This is a genomic window from Ideonella sp. B508-1 (genome assembly GCF_000333615.1).
Taxonomy (GTDB): domain Bacteria; phylum Pseudomonadota; class Gammaproteobacteria; order Burkholderiales; family Burkholderiaceae_C; genus Ideonella.
Genome location: NZ_BADL01000297.1, coordinates 1 through 19429, shown reverse-complemented (window position 1 = coordinate 19429; position 19429 = coordinate 1). Strand labels below are relative to the sequence as shown.

The window sequence follows — 19429 nt, the reverse complement described above, 5'->3', positions numbered from 1 at the left end:
AAGGGGGACTCGCTGCCGAGCACCGCTTTCAGATCGTGCGCCCCCGCGATCACACCCAGCACCGGCGCGGTCTCCGACAGGATGGTCAGGCCGAGGGCGATCATGATGATGCGCCCGATGGCGCGCGGATTCTTCATGTCCTCGCTGAACATCAGCGCCTGGGAGGAGCCGGCCAGCGCCCAGGAGGCGTTGTTGATCGCAATGCCCACCACGCCGATGCCCGCGGCCATCCACACCCCCTCCTTCATGTGCATCGGGTGCAGCATGGCTTGCAGGGCGTCCGGGCGGGCATGCGCAGCACCCACGCCGGCAATGAGGAACAGCGCCGCGAACTCGATGAGCATGAAGATGCCGGTGATGTATTCGTTGGCGCGAATGTTCAGCAGGGCCAGGATGGCGACCAGCCCCACGGTGATCAACGTGATCTCGTTGGGTGACAGTGGAATGCCGAAGGGCACCAGGTAGATGGCGATGCCCTTGACCGAGGTGCTCAGGAACAGCGGCGAGGCCAGGATGCTGGACACGTAGGCCGTGGCCCCCGCCCAGTCGCCGATGGCGTGGCCCAGGGCCGCGTAGTCGTAGCCGGCGGTGGGGTAGGCCGCCCCCAGCTCCGCAGCCATGGACGTCTGGCAGTAACAGACCAGTGCGCCCAGCAGGAAGGCCATGACGACGCCCGTGCCGGCATCCTGCACGATGGCACTTCCTGACACCAGCACCGAGACGCCCGGTGACAGCACGGACAGGGTCAGGATGATGACCCCGAAGTTGGAGAGCGAGCGGGTGAAGCCGCGCGGTGCTTGGCTGGGGGCGAGTGCGTTGTCTGGGTCCGTCATGCCGGGAACTGCTGCGGTGACTGGGCGGCCCGTCGGGTGGGGCCGGAAAGGGTGTGCGACCCAGTCTATCCGGTCCGGGAACGTGGATACCTTGCTGCTGCATGTCGCCAGCACGAGGGTCTTGAAAGCAGGGCCAGGCGTCACCAGCTTGGGGGTATCGGAACGCAGGCGTGCCGCCGCCCACGGGCCCGGCACGCCGTCCGGAACTGACCGTCTTGAAAGGAGAGACACATGCCCAATCTGCCTGTGAGCCGTACCCGCCTGTTCGATGAGTTCTTCCGCGACATGGCTCCCGGTTTCTTCGTCCGTCCGCTGCATGGCGATCCACTGCCGCAGCAGATCAAGGTGGACGTGAGGGAGGACGCCGAGAACTTCGTGGTCCATGCCGAGCTGCCTGGCGTGGCCAAGGAGGACATCCACGTGACCATCGACGGTCCGGTGGTGGCGCTGAGCGCCGAGGTCAAGCAACTCGACGAGCAGAAGCGCGATGAACGCGTGCTGCGCAGCGAGCGCTATTTCGGCGCCGTCTCTCGCAGCTTCCAGTTGCCGGTGGACATCGACGAGGCGCGTGCCAGCGCCAAGTACGATGCGGGCGTGCTGACCCTGACGCTGCCGAAGAAGGCGGCCACGCAGGGCGTGCGCAAGCTGCAGATCGACTGAGACGATGCGACGCGGGCTCCGGCCCGCGCAGCCGTCTTGTCAGCGCGCTGAACATCCTCCGCACGACGCTTTTCGCACCATGCGCCTTGTCCAGATCCAGACGCTTTCCCTTCTGCTGATGCTGTCGCTGGCCGGTGCGCCGGCCCTGGCGCAGGCCCGACCGGCCGCTACGCCCCGCGCCGTGGCGCCCCGCGGCGCCCTGGACGCCGAAGAGCAGAACAACATCGCCGTTTTCAAGAATGTCTCACCCTCGGTGGTCAACATCACCGCGCTGGGTCTGGAGCGGGACTTCTTCTCTCTGAATGTGCAGCAGGTGCCGCAGGGCACCGGCACTGGCTTTGTCTGGGATGCGCAGGGCCACATCGTCACCAATTTCCACGTCATCCAGGACGCCAGTGCCGCACGGGTGACACTGGCCGACCAGTCCAGCTACAAGGCCGAGCTGGTCGGCGCCTTCCCGGACCGGGACCTGGCCGTGCTGCGCATCAAGGCACCCGAGGCCAAGCTCAAGCCTGTGCCGGTCGGATCCAGCCGCGATCTGCTGGTGGGGCAGAAGGTCTATGCCATCGGCAATCCCTTCGGCCTGGATCAATCGCTCACCACCGGCATCATCAGTGCGCTGGGCCGCGAGATCGAGTCGGTCACGCGCCGTCCGATCAAGGGCGCCATCCAGACCGATGCCGCCATCAACCCCGGCAACTCCGGGGGCCCGCTGCTTGATTCCGCAGGCCGGCTCATCGGTGTCAACACCGCCATCTACAGCCCATCCGGCGCCAGCGCGGGCATTGGCTTTGCTATTCCGGTGGACGAGGTCAACCGCATCGTGCCGCGCCTGATCCGCGACGGTCGCATGGTGCGGCCGGCCCTGGGTGTGAGCACCGCGCCGCCCGAGTGGAACCGTGCGCTGGGCCTGCCCAAGGGTGTCGCCATCGTGCGGGTGCAGCGCCAGGGACCGGCTGCGCAGGCCGGCTTCAAACCCTTCAGCCGGGGCGACGGCGGGGTGGTGCAGGGCGACGTCATCACCGCCATCAACGGCGAGACAGTGGCCACACTGGATGACATGCTCACCGCGCTGGAGAAGCTGCAGCCGGGGGACAGCTGCACCGTCACGCTCTGGCGCGCCGGTCAGACGCGCCAGCAGCGGGTGACCCTGGCCGCCTCCGAGGATTGAGGCGGCCCTGCCCGGCAGCGGGCAGGCGCCGGGATCAGGCCGCCAGGAAGAGCTGGCTGATGGGCTGGACGGAAGCGCGCGCCATCTGCGCACCTTCCACGGCCTTGAGGCGCACCACACGCTGGTGCAACTCAGCATCCACGCCGCGCGGCAGGTTCACCCCATCATGGGTGCAGCGGATGGTGTCGGGCTCCACGCCCAGGGCCACCAGACGCTCGGTCAGGCGCGTCAGCGCCTCGGAACGCGTCTCATGGGAATCCTGGGCGCAGGAGCCCAGCACCAGATAGTGGCGGCGGTCGGCGCGCAGGGTGTCGTCCAGCCACTGGCGCAACTCGTCCAGTTCGGCCAGGGTGAGCTCGTCCGGATCCTGCGGCAGGCGCAGCACGAACTCATCGTCCAGGCGGATCGGGAGGGCCATGGCGTCGGCAGCGTGGTGCAGCAAGGTGCTTTGCGGGGCGGCGTCTCTGGTCATCGTGCAGTCTCCTGGGTCGGCTGTAGAGGAAGAGGAACGAGCTTCCATTCTAGATTTGGACAAATGCGAGCCTCGGTGGATGCGGCCTGCGGGCGCCACGAGGGGAAGGCGGGCTCGGGCCACGCCGTACAGCAGCTTGCGCGCCCGTGCCCAGCGTTTTAGTGCCCGAGGAATACCGTGTGATGAAACCGCATCCCAGCGCCGCCGGGTCACCTCCCCGGCGCCAGTTCAGCCCAGGCGGGCCAGCGCACGGTCCAGCTTGTCCTCCATTTCAGCCAGGTGGGCGCTGAGCTCGCGCACCGCCTCGTCTGAACGGGCCAGCAGGCGCTGCTCGGCAAGCTGATGGCCCTGCTCCAGCCGGGTCACCAGCGCATCCAACCGGGTCTGCAGTTCGGTGAAGCGCGAGGCCTCGGCCTGGTCGGCCAATTGGCGCTGGGCCTGCAGTTCCTTGGTGAAGCGGCGCGATTCCATCAGCAGATGGGCCTGCTGCGCGACGATGTAGAACAGGAACAGGCCGGAGATCACCACCGTGGCGCCCAGCAGGATCAGCCCCAGCGGGGCCTGCACCTGCACCAGGCCCAGGGAGAGGGCCGATGGTGCGCTCAGCGCCTGCCAGTTCAACGCGCAGAACAGACCCAGCAGGATGAGGGCGATCAACAAGGCCAGGGTGCGGATCTTCATGGGGGTCCTTTCGTCGTCAGCCCCGGCGCCATCTGGCGTGATCCGGGGCGATTGGGGACCTCTGAGTATGCGCGTCGGTCGGCGCCTGTCTGTCAGACAGCGGCGCGTTCGGCCGCCAGACGCCGCTGCTGGCGGTCCAGCAGCCCCAGCAGCACCATGCCCAGGGCCATCACGGTGGCGGCCATCCACAGCGCGCCCTGGTAGCTGCCGGTGTGTTGGGCGATCTGCCCGGCCACCGCCGGCGCCAGGATCTGGCCGGCGCCGTAGCTCAGCGTCAGCCGGGCCATGGCGCGCGCCGGGTTGGCGGGCTCGTGGCGGCCCACATAGGCCAGCGTCAGCCCCACGATGCCGATGAAGGTGGCCCCGTACAGCACGGCGCCCAGCAGGGCGGCGGCCAGGCCCTCGAAGAACAGCGGCAGCAGGAAGGAGACGATCTGCACCGCATAGGCCGCGAGCAGGGCGCGCACATCGCCCGCGCGGCGGGCCAGGCGGTCCCACCAGAGGACGGCCGGCGCCGCGGCCAGGCCCACCACCACCCAGGTCAGGTTGCCCCCGCCGGCCATGCCGGGTTGCCGCACGACGATGGCCACCAGGAAGGTGGCGCTGATCACATAACCCACGCCCGCACAGAAGTAGGCCGCCGGCAGCAGCAAGCCCAGGCGGGGCGTGGTGGCCGCAGCAGGGCCCGCGGCGGCCGCAGGCGCTGCGGTGGCGGGCTTGGGCGCCGGGGCCGGCATCCAGTGCCAGGCCGGCACGGCCAGCAGCACGGTCAGCAGGCCCAGCGCCTGCCATTGGGCGGCCCAGTCCAGGTGGTGGGCCATCAGCATGGCGGCCACGCCCGACACGGCCAGGCCCAGGCCCAGGCCGATGAAGTGGATGCCCAGCTCCGGCCGGCGCCCGTGGGTGACCAGCCACGCCAGCACCATGCCCGAGCCCAGCAGCATGCCGCCCACCGCCGCCACACCGGCGATGAAGCGCAGCAGACCCCAGACCCACAGCGTCTGCGTCAGCCCCATGCCGGCCGTGCCGATGACCCCGGCCACCAGGCACAGCCGATAGGCCGCAAAGCGCAGGCGCGGCTGGTGCAGCCAGGTGGCCACCCAGCAGCCCGCCATGTAGCCCGCGTAGTTCCACGAGGCCAGCCAGCCCCCGGCCGCGGCGCTCAGGCCGGCCTGGTCCTGCATGACGGGCAGCAGCGGGGTGTAGGCAAAGCGGGCCAGCCCCACGGTGAGCAGCAGGGCGCACACGCCCGCGGCCAGCACCTGCCAGGGCTGCAGCTCGCGCGGGGCGTGGGGGGAATGGGTCCGAGGGGCCGCCGTGTCCATGCCCCATTCTGAAAACTCCAGGCCTGTCTGTCTGTCGACGGAAGGACAATGGCTGTCGATGAAACGACAAACCGCAGCCCCCGAACCCTGGCAGCCCCTGCAGCGCCCGGAAGAGCAGGAGGAGCCCTGCCCGTTGGCGCTGCGGGTGCAGTCGCTGCCGGCACGCGGCTTCTTTGCCGAGCACACCCACCCCTGGCACCAGTTCGTCTATGCCAGCACCGGGGTGCTGACGGTGACCGCCGCCGGCCAGTGCTTCGTCATCGCGCCCCAGCAGGCGGTGTGGGTGCCGGCCGGGCTGCCGCACCGCACCGGCTCCCTGCTGGGGGCGGAATTCCGCAGCCTGTATGTGGCGCCCGAGGCCTTGCCGGGGCCGCAGGGGCGGTGCGCGTTGGTGGCGGTCACGCCCTTTCTGCGCTCGCTCATCCTGGAGGCCGGCAGCCTCTCGCCCGAGGAGCGCAGCGGCGCTGATGCCCAGCACCTGTTCGCTCTGATCCTCTCGCGCCTGGCCCGCCTGCAGCCGCTGCCGGCGGCCTTGCCCTGGCCGGACTCACCCTGCCTGGCGCCCCTGTGCGAGGCGCTCTATGCCGACCCGGCCGATCCGCGGGATCTGGACAGCTGGGCTGCCCAGCTGCACCAGAGCGGCCGCACCCTGAGCCGGCGCTTCCAGCGCGAGACCGGCATGACCCTGCGCGCCTGGCGCCAGCGCTTGCGCCTGTTCAAGGCGGTGGAGCTGCTGGCGGGTGGGCAGGACGTGACCCAGGTGGCCCTGGCGCTGGGCTATGCCAGCCCCTCTGCCTTCACCGCCATGTTCCACCAGGCCATGGGTCAGCGCCCCAGCGCCTACCGGCAGGCGGTAGGCGCGGCTGCTGGCTGAAGCGCCTCAGCCCTGGGGCAGGGCAGCCTTCAGGGCCGTCATCTGTTGGGCCACCAGGCCACGCAGCTTCTCGTCCACCAGGTTGCCCTCGCCATCGAAGGCGCCGGCAAAGGCGTTGGCGAACACCTCCGGCTTGTTCAGCGGGTGCAGGTCCAGGAACACGCAGACCTGGCGCATGTGGTACTGTGACCGCGAGCTGCCCATGCCGCCACCCGCGCCCATCAGGGCCACGGGCTTGCCGGCCAGCAGGGCATTGTGGGGCTCGCGCGAGGCCCAGTCCAGGATGTTCTTCAGCGCCGGGGCCAACGAGTAGTTGTACTCGGTGCAGGCCAGCACCAGGGCGTCGGCCTGGCCGATCTGGGCCAGCACGCGCTGCACGCTGGCCGGCTTCTCGGTGATGTCGGCGTTGTAGAAGGGGATGTCCGTCAGATCGGCGATCTCCATCGACACGCCCTCGGGCAGGGCGGCTTGTGCAGCGCGCAGCAGGCCGCGGTTGGTGGAGGCGCGGCGCAGGCTGCCGGCGATGCCAAGGAACGTGGGCATGGGATTCCTTTCTGTGTGAGGGCGGAAGCGGCCGTGCCAGGCGCACGGCCAGGGTTCCGGACTATTCTCCACCCGGTTCCATCTCACCATGCCCTTCTGGAGCGACCGCACCATGCGCCCAACATCCCCGTGGTCTTTGCGTGTTCCCGGCCCTGTCGGGCGGGGGCGCTGGCTGGCGCTGTCGCTGTCCGTCCTGTCGGGGTTGTGGGGGCTGTCGGCCTGCCAGCAAGCCCCCGTGGCCACGCCACTGGCCAGCGTGGCGCCCGAACTGGCCACCGGCTGGCAGGCCAAGCCCGGCTGGTGGTTTGACCACCAGGCGGTGGCGGCTGCCAACCCGCTGGCCGCCGCGGCCGGGGCCGAGATGCTGCGCGCAGGCGGCTCGGCCGTGGACGCCGCGGTGGCCGTGCAGATGGTGCTGGCCCTGGTGGAGCCCCAATCCAGCGGCATTGGCGGCGGCGGCTTTCTGCTGCTGTGGGATGGCCATGCCCTGGAGGCCTGGGACGGCCGCGAGACCGCGCCCGCCGCCGCCACCGAACGCCTGTTCCTGAAACCCGACGGCCAGCCCATGGCCTTTGCCGACGCGGTGCAGGGCGGCCGGGCGGTGGGCGTGCCCGGCGCCGTGGCCATGCTCGAAGCCGTGCACCGGGCCCATGGCCGCCTGCCCTGGGCCCGGCTGTTCCAGCCCGCCATCCAATTGGCCGACGCCGGCTTTGCCATCAGCCCGCGCCTGTACAGCCTGCTGCAGGACAGCAAGGTACTGAAGGCCGACCCGGCCGCCCGGGCTTACTACTACCAGCCCGAGGTGGCCGGCCAGGCCCTGCAGCCCTGGCCGGTGGGCCATGTGCTGCGCAACCCTGCGCTGGCCGAGGTGCTGCGCCGCATCGCCCAGCAGGGCAGCCGCGCGCTGCTGACCGGCCCGGTGGCCGCCAGCATCGTGGCCAAGGTGCGCAGCTACCCCGGCAACCCCGGCCTGCTGACCGAGGCCGACCTGGCCGCCTACCGGCCCGTCCAGCGCGAGGCCCTGTGCGCCGACTGGCGCGCCCTGCGCGTCTGCGGCATGCCGCCGCCCTCGTCGGGCGAGATCGCCATCGCTCAGATCCTGACCCTGCTGGACGCGCTGCCCCCGGCCAGCGGCCCTGCGCTGAAGGACGGCCGGCCCACGGTGGAGACGCTGCACCGCTACACCGAGGCCGCCAACCTGGCCTTTGCCGACCGCGCCCTCTACGTGGGCGACCCGGCCTTCGTGAAGCCGCCGGCCGGCCGCTGGGCCAGCCTGCTGGACCCGGCCTACCTGCAGCAGCGCGCCACCCTCATCGGCCCGCGCGCCATGGGTAGCGCCACCGCCGGCGTGCCGCCCGGTGCCACCGTGGCCTATGGGCCCGCCGCCCCGCAGCCCGAGCACGGCACCAGCCACATCAGCATCGTCGACGCGCAGGGCCAGGCCATTGCCTTCACCACCACGGTGGAAAGCGCCTTCGGCACCGGCCTGCTGGTGGATGGCGGCACCGGCCTGCCCGGCGGCTTCCTGCTCAACAACCAGCTGACCGACTTCAACTTCGCCCCTGACGACGCCCAGGGCCGGCCCACCGCCAACCGCGTGCAGCCCGGCAAGCGCCCCCGCTCCAGCATGAGCCCCACGCTGGTCTTCCAGCGCGACAACGGCCAACTGCTGATGACCCTGGGCTCCCCCGGCGGCGCGGCCATCATCCATTACGTGACCAAGCTGCTACTGGCCACCCAGGTGTGGGGGCTGGACGCGCAACAGGCCGCCAACCTGCCCAATTTCGGCAGCTTCAACGGCCCCACCGTGCTGGAGGCGGGCCAATTCGGCCCCGACACCACCGCCGGCCTGAAAACCCTGGGCCACGAAGTGCGCGAGATGGAACTCAACAGCGGCGCCCAACTGCTGCAGCGGCGCGAGGGCCGCTGGTTTGGCGCGGCCGACCCGCGGCGGGAGGGGGCGGTGGAGGGGGAGTGAGGGGCATCCGGACGGCGCTCGAACACTCCCTCCACTGCAGCGCCCCGCGCAATTCCGCCATGCGCACGGCTGGTGTTAAGGTGAGTCTCCAACCGTCAGAAAGCATGCCTCATGGCCAAGCCCAACTACCAGTTCGAAAAGCGCCAACGCGAGCAACAGAAAAAGCTCAAGAAGGCGGAAAAGGCTCAGCGCAAGGCACAACCAGCGCCGCTGGCGCCAGAAGCAGACACCCCTCTGACGCCTGAGTGCCAGACGCCTGTGTGAGGGCACGCCAGCGCGGGGCCCATTTCAACCACGGCAAAGCAGAGCCGGCACAAGGAGAACACCATGCCCAAGGGCGAACAGCGCAGCAACAAGATGGCGAAGAAGCCTAAGAAGGACACCAGCGCCCCCAAGGATTCAACGGCGGTCTCCACACGACCCATCGCGCCAACGACAACGGTTCTGCCCAAGGGAAAGCTCAAGACCAAATAGCCGGTCTTCATCTTCACGAAGACTCGGCCCGCTTCTGACCGGCAGAGCGTCGGTATGCGGGCACGGCGGTATCAGCAGCAAGCCCCGCCCACCTGCATCAGCGCGCCACGCTCATCGGCCCGCGCCCCATGATCACGTCAGCAAACTGCCGCTGGCCACCCAGGTGTGGGGCTGGACGCGCAACAGGCCGCCAACCTGCCCCATTTCGGCAGCTTCAACGGCTCCGCCGTGCTGGAAGCCGGCCAGTTCAACCCGCTGGTTTGGCGCGGCCGACCCACGGCGGGAGGAGGATGGAGGGGGAGTGAGGCCGGGTATCCATCATCTTGAGGAATCTGGCTCTGCTTGTTACGACGAGCCATTTGTCGTGCTGTTACAAAGTGCTAAGCTGGCCTGAATTGTCGAAAAATTCAGTCGGCTCAGTCACTTGCCGGACCTCACCCCAGGGATGTTCGGGAGAAGCCAGGGGTTTGGTGGCGCAAGGTGGGGTCGATAACTAGTTGGGCAGCAGAGCGAGAGCGACGAATGTCGTATCGTATGACGTAGCTTATCTTGGCTAAAAAAATGTTTGGTCTGGTAATTCTTCCACCGATCGAGGAGCGTGTCGTTGTACAGACGTGGAGGCTCACGGAGCCGCCCGTTAATTGCACACGTAACATCGAGTATGTTGGAGAGCAAGCCTACATTGTCTCTCGCTGCCTTGACCCCGATGGAAAGCGTCTTGGCGGGAATGACGGATCTGAGCTTGAGCGCATATCTGAGAATACATGGCTCTGTCCGTTCAATCACTTTCTATGGCGCGTAAAGCCGGATGGAACGCTGGTCGCCACGAAAGACGATGCCATTATGTATGCAGGAACACCTTGTTCAACTCTGTGGCCAGAATGAAGCACGCCATCTATATGCTGCCCAACCCATCCTTCAAGCGGACCAGCCTTCGGCTGGCCGCTTAAGTCAAACGTTGAGGCTGTAGCAAAACCCTCTGGAGCGCTGATTAGATGCTTGGGCTGAAAAATCGACCGCTCAGATCGATCCAGGATCGCCGATCGACGGCTGGGCAAGGGGTGAGAGACCCCTGGATTTTGGGTGGTTCTTTGTGATCGGACTTTTTCTACAACCTCGTTAGAGCGCTTTGAGAACCGTCGCCTTCTTCCGAATTGCGCTTGCTGCCCCATTGGTGGTGCCACTACTGGCGCTACCACTCGGCAGCGAAGCTGTCTCTGCCATTATTTTTCTGTCACTCGGGTTTGGCGGCATCCAATACGTTGTCTTCGCCGCTGTGCTCTTCTATGCCCTCGGCCGACTCAAGACTCAAGAGCGGATGGAGGCGCTGGCTTATGCAGCCCCATTGTTGTTCCTGCCCTTCGTTGCCACTGGATGGCTGATCCAGAGCTACATTGCACAAATCGAGAACCCAGATCTTGTCGGTATCTGGGAGGCACTCCTTCCGATTGCGGCCTACTCCCTATTGGTTGGCTATGTATATGTCGGCATAGTCATGCTCGTATTCAAAGCGTTCTCTTCACGTGGGTGGGTGCGCCATCAACCAGCGCTCTAACCATTCGCTCAACCGGACCCGCGACGGCACGCCGCCTGCGGGCCCCATTTCATTCTGGCCCTTCGGCGCCCTGCCGTCGCAGGCCGGTTAGCTTAAACGTTATGCGGCGCAGGCACATCCTATCGCCGACCCGCGGCGCTTCAATTCACCTCTGGACTTCGGGAGGCCTTAAATGCGGACTGTTGTCGTCACACTCTCCCTGGCTCTTACATTGCTTTCGTCTGCTGGTGCCGCAGATACCATCGACCAACTGCAAGGCAAACCGGCGATAGCCGCTAGCTCGTCGAGTTGCCCTCCGGCTCCACCGAAGGTCGGGCCGCGTACCTTACCAACTCCAAGCGCCCAACCAGCCAACCCGGCGGCCGTAGTTCAAATATGTGCTCCGGTCCTTTCGTCCGCTTCGGCCACGGCTTCAGCACCATCAGACAAGACGCCGCCACAGCCTCAAAGGGCTGAACCGCCGACCAACACCGCTAGGACCTCGGATAGCGGGCAGGCCGAGTCGGCGGACTCGTTTAAGTTCAAGATCAAGGACATCCTAGAGGCAGAGGTGAAGTCTGGCAGTCGATGGCTAGTTTGGTCTGTCGTTGCCATCTTCGCCGTATTTGCGGCCCTCATCGTGCTTGTTGCAAGATCGCCCGCAGCGAAGTCAGCTGCACCTTGGGCAGTTTGGTTAGTCGGAGTCGCAGTCGTCGCAGCGCTCATGTTCTTTGTGGTCCAGCGCTCTGCAACAAGCACCACAAGCCAAGTCGCTGTTGAAAAACTCGTTGCACTCTATGCAACCGGATCTCGAACCGCCGCCGATGAATCGATCTCCCGATTGGAAGTTCAGGTCGAACAGCTTCGGCGAGAGATACGCGAGCGGGATAGCCGCCTGGCAGCATCTCAAGCCTCCCCCAGAAGGACAGAGTCTCAGCCCTCTACACCTGGGGTGCTACTCCACACACTCGTTCTCGGCATTCTGGCCGCAACAGTGACTATCGCGGTGTTGCTTGCGAAAGCGAGATATTCGAGTGCCCGCCTCTGGCCCTTCGTCGCCCGAGACGCAGAAACTCCTTCGCCCGCGACTGTTCCGGCGCAAGCGTCCCTACCTCTGGACGCAATCTTCCGTCTTGAGGATGAGTTGTCAATGCTAGCGATGAATGCGGACAAGGCATACCGGTTTTTGGAGGCCGACAAGAAGCCTAACATTGACAGCCCAGTAGCTTTCCTTCGCGCGCTTAATGCTGTGCGCCGAGAACTGGAAGGCGCGCAATCTCGTGGAGAAGATCGATCGTACCAAGCCTCTTTGCGCGATTTCCTTTTCAAGGAAGATGCGAAGTCTTATGACTTCTATCAGGTCAACCAGGCGCTCGGTGAACTTGATGACGCACTTTCGAGTCGCTATGAATCCGAGGAGAAGGAATGGCGCCCGCGAGCGCTTGCTGCGCTCGCGCGAGCACGACGCGCACTTATTGCAGTCTGCGAGCCAGTACCTGAAGGCCCTGCAGCCGGCAATGGGGACAGCGCCGCCTAACTGCAGGGGCTTCCCCAGTCCGTCGAGCAAAACGAATCCCTAGACCCGCGCAGTGGGTCAGTTTTTTTGTGGATTTCTGATACCAGTCGAGCTTCGATCAGGTGATGGGAAAAACAAGGTACAGACTGGCCAAACTAAAAACGGTCATTCGTGTGGCGGTGTATGCCACGGACCCCGATGAAGGACGCACGCGAGTGACCCATTCGTTAACCGGCAACTGTTTTTCCGCCCTTGAATTAATCACGTATTCTCAACCTCGCTTTATCCATCAAATGGCTCCCAAGACTTGGCTCGGCAGGCTGCTGGCCATGGCGTGGTTGCTGGCTTGCGTAGCGGTCCTTGTCTTTGGCTACGAGCAACGGGCCATTCATGACATGCCGGTCGCATTTACTTGGTTTCTGCTGGTACTTGCTTTTCCGGTTGGCTCGCTCGCTATGGTGGTGGTTGGTGTGGGTTTCGGAACGCTCACAACGTTGGTAGGGCTTCAATACCAGCCATTCTGGCACGAGCTACCAATTTGGATTGCGGTGGTCGTGATTGGGTACTGGCAGTGGTTTGTATTGTTGCCGTGAGAAGTGATAAATCATTTTGCGCGCCGCAAGGATGCTGAAAAATGGTAGGGCGTACACCATTGCTGCTATCATGCGACTCTTGGTGATGAAATCGATGACCAGCCTGTTCGGGCTATTCCTCGCTGTTGCATGCTTGCTGGCATGCATTAGCGTGCTGTGTCAGCACTATGAGGGTAGCTGGGGCGGACTTTTTGTCTTCATGATTTGCTTTCCAGCCTCGTTACCGGGCCTGTTTATTGGTGATCTGATGGGTGCCGACCTAGGCCCATTCATCATTGTCGCGGGCAGCGTTCAGTGGTATGCCGTTGGTTGGTGCATTGAGCGAGCAGTGAAGCGAATCAAATCGCGGGCACATCGACGCTGACGTTTCTGATGCCTTGACATGCTCACCGCTCTGCTCCATCTGCCATGAAACATGCCAGCCCTGATGTTCTGGCGGCACTGCTGCCACTGCTGGAAGGAATCCGTCAGGCGGGCGATTTGGTGGAACGCAGGCCGGGCGTCTTTTACCGGCGAGGGGCGGCCTTTCTCCACTTCCACGAAGACCCTGCCGGCCTGTTTGCGGACGTCAAACTTGATGGGGCCACCTTCACGCGGTGCCCTGTCAACACGCCTGCAGAGCAGGCGGCGCTGCTGGACAAGCTGCAGCAGGCGCGGGTCCCGACGCGGGACCCCTGAACGCCAGAAGGCACAACGGCCACCCGAGGGTGGCCGCTGAGGCTGAGCCGCCGCACGGCTCAGGAAGCTGAAGGGGCCCGATCAGGCGCCCAGCAGTTCCACTTCGAACAGCAGGGTGGCGTTGGGGGGGATGACGCCGCCGGCGCCGCGCGGGCCGTAGCCCAGGTGCGGCGGGATCAGCAGCAGGCGGGTGCCGCCCACTTTCATGCCTTGCACGCCGTCGTCCCAGCCGCGGATGACCATGCCGCGGCCCAGGTGGAAGCGGAAGGGCTCGTTGCGGTCCTTGCTGGAATCGAACTTGGCGCCGCGGCCATCGGCGGCGCTGGGGTCGAACAGCCAGCCGGTGTAGTGCACGGTGACCGGGCGGCCGGCGCGGGCTTCGTCGCCGCTGCCTTCGGTCACGTCGGTGATCTGCAGGGGCGGCAGTTCGGGCGTGGGCAGCAGTTCCACTTCGAACACCAGGGTGGCGTTGGGGGGGATGACGCCGCCGGCGCCACGGGCGCCGTAGCCCAGCTCGGGGGCGATGGTCAGCACGCGCTTGCCGCCCACCTTCATGCCTTGCACGCCCAGGTCCCAGCCCTGGATGACCATGCCGGCGCCCAGGTCGAACTCGAAGGGTTCGTCGCGGTCCTTGCTGGAATCGAACTTGGCACCGCGGTTGTTGGGGGCGGTGGGGTCGTGCAGCCAGCCGGTGTAGTGCACGGTCACGCTCTGGCCGGCACGGGCTTCGGCGCCGTCACCGGTCACCAGGTCGTCAATCTGCAGGCCTTGGGGGAGGGAGCTCATGGGCGGTCTTTCTTCTCGAATCTCGGAAAGGCGGGATCATGCCACCGTCCGTGGGCCAGCGTGCGGCCCAGGCGGGCACGGCGGCGGCCAGCCAGTCCGCCAGGCGGGTGCCGGGCAGGTCGGCGGGCAGGCCCAGGGCCTGGCCGGCCTGCCGCAGGGCGGCCAGCGGGTCGCGCAGGTCCAGCGGCGTGGCGCCGTTCTGTTTGGAAAGCTTCTGCCCGTCGGCCGCCAGCACCAGCGGGGTGTGCAGGTAGCGCGGGGTGGGCAGGCCCAGCAGGCGCTGCAGGTGGATCTGCCGCGGGGTGTTGTCGGCCAGGTCCTCGCCGCGCACCACGTCGGTGATGCCCTGGTCGGCGTCGTCCACCACCACCGCCAGCTGGTAGGCCCACAGGCCGTCGGCCCGCTTGAGCACGAAGTCGCCCACGGCTTGGGTCAGGTTCTGGGTTTGCGGGCCCAGGCGCCGGTCGGTCCAGTCGATGTGCAGGTCGCCGCCGTCCGGGGCGTCGGTGCGCAGGCGCCAGGCCCGCGCGGGCTTGCCCTGCAGGCCGTGGCGGCAGGTGCCGGGGTACACCAGCTCGCCATGCCGTTCATGGCCGTGGCCCAGGGCGGCCTGGGCCTGGGCGATCTCCTTGCGGCTGCAGCCGCAGGGGTAGGCTTGGTCGGCATCCACCAGGCGCTGCAGCGCGGCGGCATAGGCTTCGCCCCGGCGCGATTGCCACCACACCTCACCATCGGGTTGCAGGCCGCAGCAGGTCAGTTGCCGCAGGATCTCTTCGCCAGCGCCGGGCAGGCAGCGCGGGGTGTCCACATCCTCGATGCGCACCCGCCACAGGCCGCCTTGGGCGCGGGCGTCCAGCCAGCTGGCCAGCGCGGCCACCAGGGAGCCGGCATGCAGCAGGCCGGTGGGGGAGGGGGCGAAGCGGCCGATCCGCTGACTGGGCCGGGCGCTGGGAAGCGCTGTTTCAGTGGCCATTTGCGGCAGATTCCGCGCAAGGCAGGCCGCTGGGCAGGCTCAGCAGGGCCTGGCGGGTGGCGGGGCTTTCCAGCTGCTGCAGCCACCATTGCAGGGCCAGGCCACGCGGGGCCTGGCGGGGCTGGCCCACGGCGGCGCTGCGCCAGGCATAGGCCAGGGTGGTTTCGCGGCGGGCGCGGCGCACCTCGCGCTGCACCAAGTGGCCCAGGGCCAGGTGGTCGCGCACCATGGGCTCGGGCACGAAGCCGCAGCCCAGGCAGCGCAGCAGGGCGTCGATCTTCATCTGCATGGTGGGCACGGTCAGCACGTCCTGGCCCGGCAGCAGGTTGACGGTGATGGGCGAGACACGCTGGGCCGAATCGGCCACGGCGATGGCTCGGTGGTGCAGCAACTCGGCGTCGGTCAGCGCCTCGTCCCGGCTGGCCAGGGGGTGGTGCGGTGCCATCACGAAGACGAAGTCCAGCTTGCCCAGCGAGCGCATCTCGAAGCCCGGAGGCAGCACCGCGTCGAAAGGCACGCCGATGGCCAGATCGGCCTGACCCGATTGCAGGGCCTCCCAGGTGCCGGCCAGCACTTCGGCGCGCAGGCGCAGCCGGGTGCCGGTGCCTTCGCTGCCGCCCTGCGGCCGGATGGCGTAGAAGGCCTCGCACAGCTCCAGCAGGGTGCGGCGTGACAGCACGTCGTCCGCGGCGATGGTCAGCTGGGTCTCCCAGCCGGTGGCCACGCGCCGCACCCGGTTGGCCACCGCGTCCATCTGGGCCAGCAGGCGCCGGCCTTCCTGCAGCAGTTCCTCGCCCGCGGCGGTCAGCCGGGCCTGGCGCGAGCGGCGATCAAACAGCAGCACGTCCAGGGCGTCTTCCAGCTGGCGCACGCTGTAGGTGAGGGCCGAGGGCACTTTGCCCAGTTCGCGGGCCGCGGCGGCAAAGCTGCCGGTGCGGGCGATGGTGTCCATCATCGCGAGGGCGTCGGGGGTGAGGGCGTGGCGGCTGTCGGGCATAAGAGGTTCATGTTATTTGAAAGATCGCTTCAAGCCCGGGGACATGGCCATCCAGGGGGGCGCTCCTACATTGGTTGCACACGGTTCCATTCACATCCCCACAGGAGGCACACCATGATCACTCTGCGCAAGTCCGGCGAACGGGGCCTGGCCGACCACGGCTGGCTCCGCAGCTTCCACACCTTCTCGTTTGCCGACTATTACGACCCGGCCCACATGGGCTTCGGCAACCTGCGGGTGATCAACGAGGACCGGGTGGCTCCGGGCACCGGTTTCGGCACCCACGGCCACCGCGACATGGAGATCGTCAGCTATGTGCTGGACGGCGAGCTGGCGCACAAGGACAGCATGGGCAATGGCACGGCCATCCGCCCGGGCGAGGTGCAGCGCATGACGGCCGGCACCGGGGTGCGGCACAGCGAGTTCAACCATGCCGAAGGGCAGACCACGCACTTCCTGCAGATCTGGCTGCTGCCCGACCGCCTGGGCCACACCCCGGGCTACGAGCAGAAGGCTTTTTCCGCGGAGGACAAGCGCGGCCGGCTGCGGCTGGTGGCCTCGCCCGACGGGCGCGAGGGCTCGGTGACGCTGCATGCCAACGCCAGCCTGCGGGCCGGCCTGTTCGATGGTGATGAGTCCGCCGAGCTGACGCTGGACCCGGCGCGCAAGGCCTGGGTGCACCTGGCCCGTGGCACGCTGACCGTCAACGGCCATGCGCTGCAGGCGGGCGACGCCCTGGCGCTGAGCGGTGAAACGCGGCTGGAGATTTCCGGCGGCGAGGGCGCCGAGGTGCTGGTCTTCGACCTGGAGGCTTGATCCTCCGCAGGCCCGGGGAGATCCGGGTGGGCCCGGTTGCCGTCAGGCCGCCGGGCCATGGCATGCTTGCAGGCGTGCTGAAGACGATCCGTACCGACCAGCTGCGGCTGGGCATGTTCATCCATCAGTTCTCGGGTGCCTGGCTGTCGCACCCGTTCTGGCGGCGGCAGTTTCTGCTGCGCGATGCCCGCGACCTGGAGAAGCTCCGCTCGCTGGACCTGTCGGGCATCGTCATCGATACCGACCGCGGGCTGGACGTGATGCCCGCGGAGCCGCCGGCGGCAGAGGGGCCTCTGGCCAGCGAGGATGTGGCCGGCGAGGCACCGCCTGCATCGCCTGCACCGGCGCTGCCGCCGATGGACGAGCCCATCGTCCTGCCGCTGCCGGACGCCCACCCCGCCCTGGCCCTGGCCGGCCCCACCTTCCAGGAGGCGGCGGCCCTCAGCCGGCAGGCGGTGCGCCAGGCCATGGACCTTTACGGCGCCGCCCGCCTGGGCCATGCGCTGGATGCCGGGCAGTGCCTGGGCCTGGTGGAGGAGGTGGTGCAGTCGGTCACCCGCCGGCCCCACGCGCTCATCAGCATTGCCCGGCTGAAGTCGGTGTCCGACTACACCTATCTGCACGCGGTGGCCGTGTGCGCGCTGATGGCCGGTCTGGCCCGTCAGCTGGGCTGGGCCGAGCCGGACATCCGGCAGGCGGCGCTGGCCGGCCTGCTGCTGGATGTGGGCAAGGCCACGCTGCCGGACGACCTGGTGCAGCGCGCGGGCACGCTGTCCGAAGACGAGCGGGCCGTCATGCGCACCCATGTCCAGCGCGGCTACGAGCTGCTGCGTGCCGAAGGCGGCTACGACGCGCGCGTGCTGCAGGCCTGCCTGCACCACCACGAGCGGCTCAACGGCAGCGGTTACCCCGGCGCCCTGCAGGGCGAGGACATCCCCCTGATCGCGCGCATGGCCGCCATCTGCGATGTCTATGACGCGGTGACCTCCCAGCGCCCCTACCGCGAGGCCTGGGACCCGGGCGAAGCCATGCGGCGCATGGCGCGGTCCAAGGGTCTGTACGACCCCACGCTGATGCAGCACTTCGTGAAGGCGGTGGGCATCTATCCGGTGGGGGCCCTGGTGCGCCTGCGCTCGGAACTGCTGGGTGTGGTGACGGCCCAGGGCCAGGGGTCGCTGCTCACGCCCAAGGTCCGGGTGTTCTTCAGCCTGGCCCTGCACCGGCGCATCGACCCTTATGTGCTGGACCTGGCCAAGCCCGGCTGCGCGGACCGCATCGCCGACCTGGAATCGCCCGAGGGCTGGCGCTTTGCCGACCTCGAGGCGCAGTGGCTGGGCGCTTGAGCCTGGGGGCTTCGGCGGCCGATTTCGTGCACGCGTTCGGGTTCAGGAATCCCTCACGGAAAAGCCCGGATCGGCATGCCGGAGGGCGCTGGCTAGCATGCCCGACGGCCGCGCTGGCGGCCCGCGCCCCACTGAAGGACATCCCATGCACCTCCCGATTCCGCGCGCCCGGGCCTGGCCGCTGGCCGGTCTGCTGCTGCTGACGAGTCTGACCAGCCAGGCCGCCCCCGATGGCGACACCCTCATGCAGAAGGGCGGCGCCAACCCGGTGGCCCTGCCCTGCATCAGCTGCCACGCGCCGGACGGCAAGGGCATGGCCGCGGCCGGCTTTCCGCGCCTGGCCGGCTTGCCGGCCGACTACATCCGCAAGCAGCTGCACGACTTCAAGGCCGGCCGGCGCCAGAACGGGGTGATGCAGCCCATCGCTACCGCGCTGACCGAGGAGGAGATCGATGCCCTGGCCAGCGCCTACGCCGCCCGCCCGCGGGTGAACGTGGCTCCGCAGCCGGTGGGGGTGCCGCCCGAGGGCAGCGGCGCCTGGATCGCCCTGCGTGGCGCCTGGGACCGCAGCATTCCCGAATGCACGCTGTGCCACGGGCCCGGTGGGGTGGGGGTGGATCCGTCCTTTCCTCCGCTGGCCGGGCAGGGCGCGGTCTACATCGAGAACCAGCTCAAGGCCTGGCGCGGCACGCCGGCCGTCAAGGCCCACGGCAAGACCAAGGCCGTGGCCGCCGTGCCGCCCAGCCGGCAGAACGACCCGAACGGGCTGATGCAGCACATCGCCGCCAGCCTCAGCCCGGCCGAGATGAAGGCCGTGGCCGAGTACTTCGGCAGCCTGGGCGATTCCAGCGAGCCCTTCGACGACACCCAGCACCGGCTGCGCTGAGGCCGCCTGCCTTCACCGGACACGACCCCATGACGCCCATCTCCGCTTTCCCCTTCGCCCTGGCCGCGCTGCTGCTGAGCAGCCTGGGCGCCCAGGCCGCCAGCCCCCGCAGCGACGACCAGACCCAGTTGCCCCAGGCGCCCGCCAAGGCCGCCAGCAGCCCCTGGTTCCAGCCGCCGGCCGAGAGCAGCCTGCCCAACAACGCCTTCGGCGCGCTGGTGCGCCAGGGCCAGGCGATCTTTCTGAACACCAAGGCCCTGGCCCCGCAGTACGTGGGCCACCAAGCTGGCCTGCGT

Annotated in this window: 22 protein-coding genes and 2 pseudogenes; 15 read left to right on the top strand and 9 right to left on the bottom strand. The window is 67.7% G+C overall.

Annotated elements, in window-relative coordinates:
* The coding region (locus I73_RS12875; RefSeq protein WP_022980987.1) for an APC family permease at window positions 1-833 on the bottom strand (833 nt) is incomplete at its 3' end.
* A 231-nt stretch (window positions 834-1064) separates the two neighbouring features.
* Between I73_RS12875 and I73_RS12870 the strand changes: the two genes are divergently transcribed.
* Both I73_RS12870 and I73_RS12865 read left to right on the top strand, forming a co-directional pair.
* Window positions 1065-1493, top strand: coding sequence for an Hsp20/alpha crystallin family protein (locus I73_RS12870; protein WP_022980986.1), 429 nt, complete (start codon window positions 1065-1067; stop codon window positions 1491-1493).
* A 79-nt stretch (window positions 1494-1572) separates the two neighbouring features.
* Window positions 1573-2664: a trypsin-like peptidase domain-containing protein gene (locus I73_RS12865; protein WP_022980985.1), complete on the top strand. Its 1092-nt coding sequence runs from the start codon at window positions 1573-1575 to the stop codon at window positions 2662-2664.
* Between the two features lie 34 nt (window positions 2665-2698).
* Here I73_RS12865 and I73_RS12860 read toward each other — a convergent pair whose 3' ends face one another.
* The 3 genes from I73_RS12860 to I73_RS12850 all read right to left on the bottom strand — a co-directional run bounded on the left by I73_RS12860 (window position 2699) and on the right by I73_RS12850 (window position 5142).
* Entirely contained in the window at window positions 2699-3136 is a 438-nt protein-coding gene (locus I73_RS12860; protein WP_022980984.1) for a hypothetical protein, read from the bottom strand.
* Window positions 3137-3364: 228 nt separating this feature from the next.
* Window positions 3365-3817, bottom strand: a complete 453-nt coding sequence (locus I73_RS12855; RefSeq protein ID WP_022980983.1) for a hypothetical protein — start codon at window positions 3815-3817, stop codon at window positions 3365-3367.
* A 92-nt stretch (window positions 3818-3909) separates the two neighbouring features.
* Window positions 3910-5142: a YbfB/YjiJ family MFS transporter gene (locus tag I73_RS12850; protein ID WP_022980982.1), complete on the bottom strand. Its 1233-nt coding sequence runs from the start codon at window positions 5140-5142 to the stop codon at window positions 3910-3912.
* A gap of 58 nt (window positions 5143-5200) precedes the next feature.
* Here I73_RS12850 and I73_RS12845 point away from each other — a divergent pair, with 58 nt between their 5' ends.
* On the top strand, window positions 5201-6016 hold the full coding sequence (locus tag I73_RS12845) for a helix-turn-helix domain-containing protein (protein ID WP_022980981.1): 816 nt from the start codon (window positions 5201-5203) through the stop codon (window positions 6014-6016).
* A 6-nt stretch (window positions 6017-6022) separates the two neighbouring features.
* On the opposite strand, the gene I73_RS12840 is transcribed toward I73_RS12845, so the two are convergent.
* Window positions 6023-6559, bottom strand: a complete 537-nt coding sequence (locus I73_RS12840) for an NADPH-dependent FMN reductase (RefSeq protein WP_022980980.1) — start codon at window positions 6557-6559, stop codon at window positions 6023-6025.
* Between the two features lie 112 nt (window positions 6560-6671).
* Here I73_RS12840 and I73_RS12835 point away from each other — a divergent pair, with 112 nt between their 5' ends.
* The 8 genes from I73_RS12835 to I73_RS12810 all read left to right on the top strand — a co-directional run bounded on the left by I73_RS12835 (window position 6672) and on the right by I73_RS12810 (window position 13332).
* On the top strand, window positions 6672-8537 hold the full coding sequence (locus I73_RS12835) for a gamma-glutamyltransferase family protein (RefSeq protein ID WP_083876706.1): 1866 nt from the start codon (window positions 6672-6674) through the stop codon (window positions 8535-8537).
* Between the two features lie 111 nt (window positions 8538-8648).
* Window positions 8649-8801: a hypothetical protein gene (locus I73_RS33510; RefSeq protein WP_199899056.1), complete on the top strand. Its 153-nt coding sequence runs from the start codon at window positions 8649-8651 to the stop codon at window positions 8799-8801.
* 63 nt (window positions 8802-8864) lie between these two features.
* Window positions 8865-9011, top strand: coding sequence for a hypothetical protein (locus tag I73_RS33505; protein ID WP_170288850.1), 147 nt, complete (start codon window positions 8865-8867; stop codon window positions 9009-9011).
* A 1129-nt stretch (window positions 9012-10140) separates the two neighbouring features.
* Window positions 10141-10566, top strand: coding sequence for a hypothetical protein (locus I73_RS12825; RefSeq protein WP_040500340.1), 426 nt, complete (start codon window positions 10141-10143; stop codon window positions 10564-10566).
* A gap of 703 nt (window positions 10567-11269) precedes the next feature.
* Entirely contained in the window at window positions 11270-12082 is an 813-nt protein-coding gene (locus I73_RS32595) for a hypothetical protein (RefSeq protein WP_148289791.1), read from the top strand.
* Window positions 12083-12276: 194 nt separating this feature from the next.
* Window positions 12277-12654: a hypothetical protein gene (locus tag I73_RS12815; protein ID WP_148289790.1), complete on the top strand. Its 378-nt coding sequence runs from the start codon at window positions 12277-12279 to the stop codon at window positions 12652-12654.
* 94 nt (window positions 12655-12748) lie between these two features.
* Entirely contained in the window at window positions 12749-13018 is a 270-nt protein-coding gene (locus I73_RS32590) for a hypothetical protein (protein ID WP_148289789.1), read from the top strand.
* Between the two features lie 44 nt (window positions 13019-13062).
* On the top strand, window positions 13063-13332 hold the full coding sequence (locus I73_RS12810; protein WP_022980975.1) for a hypothetical protein: 270 nt from the start codon (window positions 13063-13065) through the stop codon (window positions 13330-13332).
* Between the two features lie 81 nt (window positions 13333-13413).
* Here I73_RS12810 and I73_RS33970 read toward each other — a convergent pair whose 3' ends face one another.
* From I73_RS33970 to I73_RS12795, 4 genes and pseudogenes are all read right to left on the bottom strand, one after another.
* Window positions 13414-13776 carry an FKBP-type peptidyl-prolyl cis-trans isomerase gene (locus I73_RS33970; RefSeq protein ID WP_231067831.1) on the bottom strand — a complete coding sequence of 121 codons (363 nt, stop codon included), beginning with the start codon at window positions 13774-13776 and terminating at the stop codon, window positions 13414-13416.
* Window positions 13771-14118 (bottom strand): annotated as a pseudogene (locus I73_RS33965) (FKBP-type peptidyl-prolyl cis-trans isomerase); the annotation flags it as partial. The pseudogene I73_RS33965 and the gene I73_RS33970, both read right to left, overlap by 6 nt.
* The gene (gluQRS, locus tag I73_RS27740) at window positions 14087-15091 is read right to left on the bottom strand and encodes a tRNA glutamyl-Q(34) synthetase GluQRS (RefSeq protein WP_022980973.1); all 1005 of its coding nucleotides are present in this window, start codon (window positions 15089-15091) and stop codon (window positions 14087-14089) included. The gene gluQRS and the pseudogene I73_RS33965, both read right to left, overlap by 32 nt.
* The gene (locus tag I73_RS12795; protein ID WP_022980972.1) at window positions 15081-16088 is read right to left on the bottom strand and encodes a LysR substrate-binding domain-containing protein; all 1008 of its coding nucleotides are present in this window, start codon (window positions 16086-16088) and stop codon (window positions 15081-15083) included. The genes gluQRS and I73_RS12795 overlap by 11 nt, the downstream gene beginning before the upstream one ends.
* A 114-nt stretch (window positions 16089-16202) precedes the next feature.
* Between I73_RS12795 and I73_RS12790 the strand changes: the two genes are divergently transcribed.
* From I73_RS12790 to I73_RS27735, 4 genes and pseudogenes are all read left to right on the top strand, one after another.
* Complete coding sequence (locus tag I73_RS12790; protein WP_022980971.1) at window positions 16203-16904, top strand: pirin family protein; 702 nt, start codon at window positions 16203-16205, stop codon at window positions 16902-16904.
* A 74-nt stretch (window positions 16905-16978) separates the two neighbouring features.
* Window positions 16979-18247 carry an HD-GYP domain-containing protein gene (locus I73_RS12785; RefSeq protein WP_026096673.1) on the top strand — a complete coding sequence of 423 codons (1269 nt, stop codon included), beginning with the start codon at window positions 16979-16981 and terminating at the stop codon, window positions 18245-18247.
* Window positions 18248-18392: 145 nt separating this feature from the next.
* On the top strand, window positions 18393-19133 hold the full coding sequence (locus I73_RS12780) for a c-type cytochrome (protein WP_022980969.1): 741 nt from the start codon (window positions 18393-18395) through the stop codon (window positions 19131-19133).
* 29 nt (window positions 19134-19162) lie between these two features.
* A pseudogene (locus tag I73_RS27735) lies at window positions 19163-19429 on the top strand (hypothetical protein); the annotation flags it as partial.

Excerpts from the sequence above, each read along its gene's own strand:
- I73_RS12870 (WP_022980986.1), top strand. The coding sequence starts at position 1,065 with ATGCCCAATCTGCCTGTGAGCCGTACCCGCCTGTTCGATGAGTTCTTC.
- I73_RS12865 (WP_022980985.1), top strand. The coding sequence starts at position 1,573 with ATGCGCCTTGTCCAGATCCAGACGCTTTCCCTTCTGCTGATGCTGTCG.
- I73_RS12860 (WP_022980984.1), bottom strand. The coding sequence starts at position 3,136 with ATGACCAGAGACGCCGCCCCGCAAAGCACCTTGCTGCACCACGCTGCC.
- I73_RS12855 (WP_022980983.1), bottom strand. The coding sequence starts at position 3,817 with ATGAAGATCCGCACCCTGGCCTTGTTGATCGCCCTCATCCTGCTGGGT.
- I73_RS12850 (WP_022980982.1), bottom strand. The coding sequence starts at position 5,142 with ATGGACACGGCGGCCCCTCGGACCCATTCCCCCCACGCCCCGCGCGAG.
- I73_RS12845 (WP_022980981.1), top strand. The coding sequence starts at position 5,201 with ATGAAACGACAAACCGCAGCCCCCGAACCCTGGCAGCCCCTGCAGCGC.
- I73_RS12840 (WP_022980980.1), bottom strand. The coding sequence starts at position 6,559 with ATGCCCACGTTCCTTGGCATCGCCGGCAGCCTGCGCCGCGCCTCCACC.
- I73_RS12835 (WP_083876706.1), top strand. The coding sequence starts at position 6,672 with ATGCGCCCAACATCCCCGTGGTCTTTGCGTGTTCCCGGCCCTGTCGGG.
- I73_RS33510 (WP_199899056.1), top strand. The coding sequence starts at position 8,649 with ATGGCCAAGCCCAACTACCAGTTCGAAAAGCGCCAACGCGAGCAACAG.
- I73_RS33505 (WP_170288850.1), top strand. The coding sequence starts at position 8,865 with ATGCCCAAGGGCGAACAGCGCAGCAACAAGATGGCGAAGAAGCCTAAG.
- I73_RS32595 (WP_148289791.1), top strand. The coding sequence starts at position 11,270 with ATGTTCTTTGTGGTCCAGCGCTCTGCAACAAGCACCACAAGCCAAGTC.
- I73_RS32590 (WP_148289789.1), top strand. The coding sequence starts at position 12,749 with ATGACCAGCCTGTTCGGGCTATTCCTCGCTGTTGCATGCTTGCTGGCA.
- I73_RS12810 (WP_022980975.1), top strand. The coding sequence starts at position 13,063 with ATGAAACATGCCAGCCCTGATGTTCTGGCGGCACTGCTGCCACTGCTG.
- gluQRS (WP_022980973.1), bottom strand. The coding sequence starts at position 15,091 with ATGGCCACTGAAACAGCGCTTCCCAGCGCCCGGCCCAGTCAGCGGATC.
- I73_RS12795 (WP_022980972.1), bottom strand. The coding sequence starts at position 16,088 with ATGCCCGACAGCCGCCACGCCCTCACCCCCGACGCCCTCGCGATGATG.
- I73_RS12790 (WP_022980971.1), top strand. The coding sequence starts at position 16,203 with ATGATCACTCTGCGCAAGTCCGGCGAACGGGGCCTGGCCGACCACGGC.
- I73_RS12780 (WP_022980969.1), top strand. The coding sequence starts at position 18,393 with ATGCACCTCCCGATTCCGCGCGCCCGGGCCTGGCCGCTGGCCGGTCTG.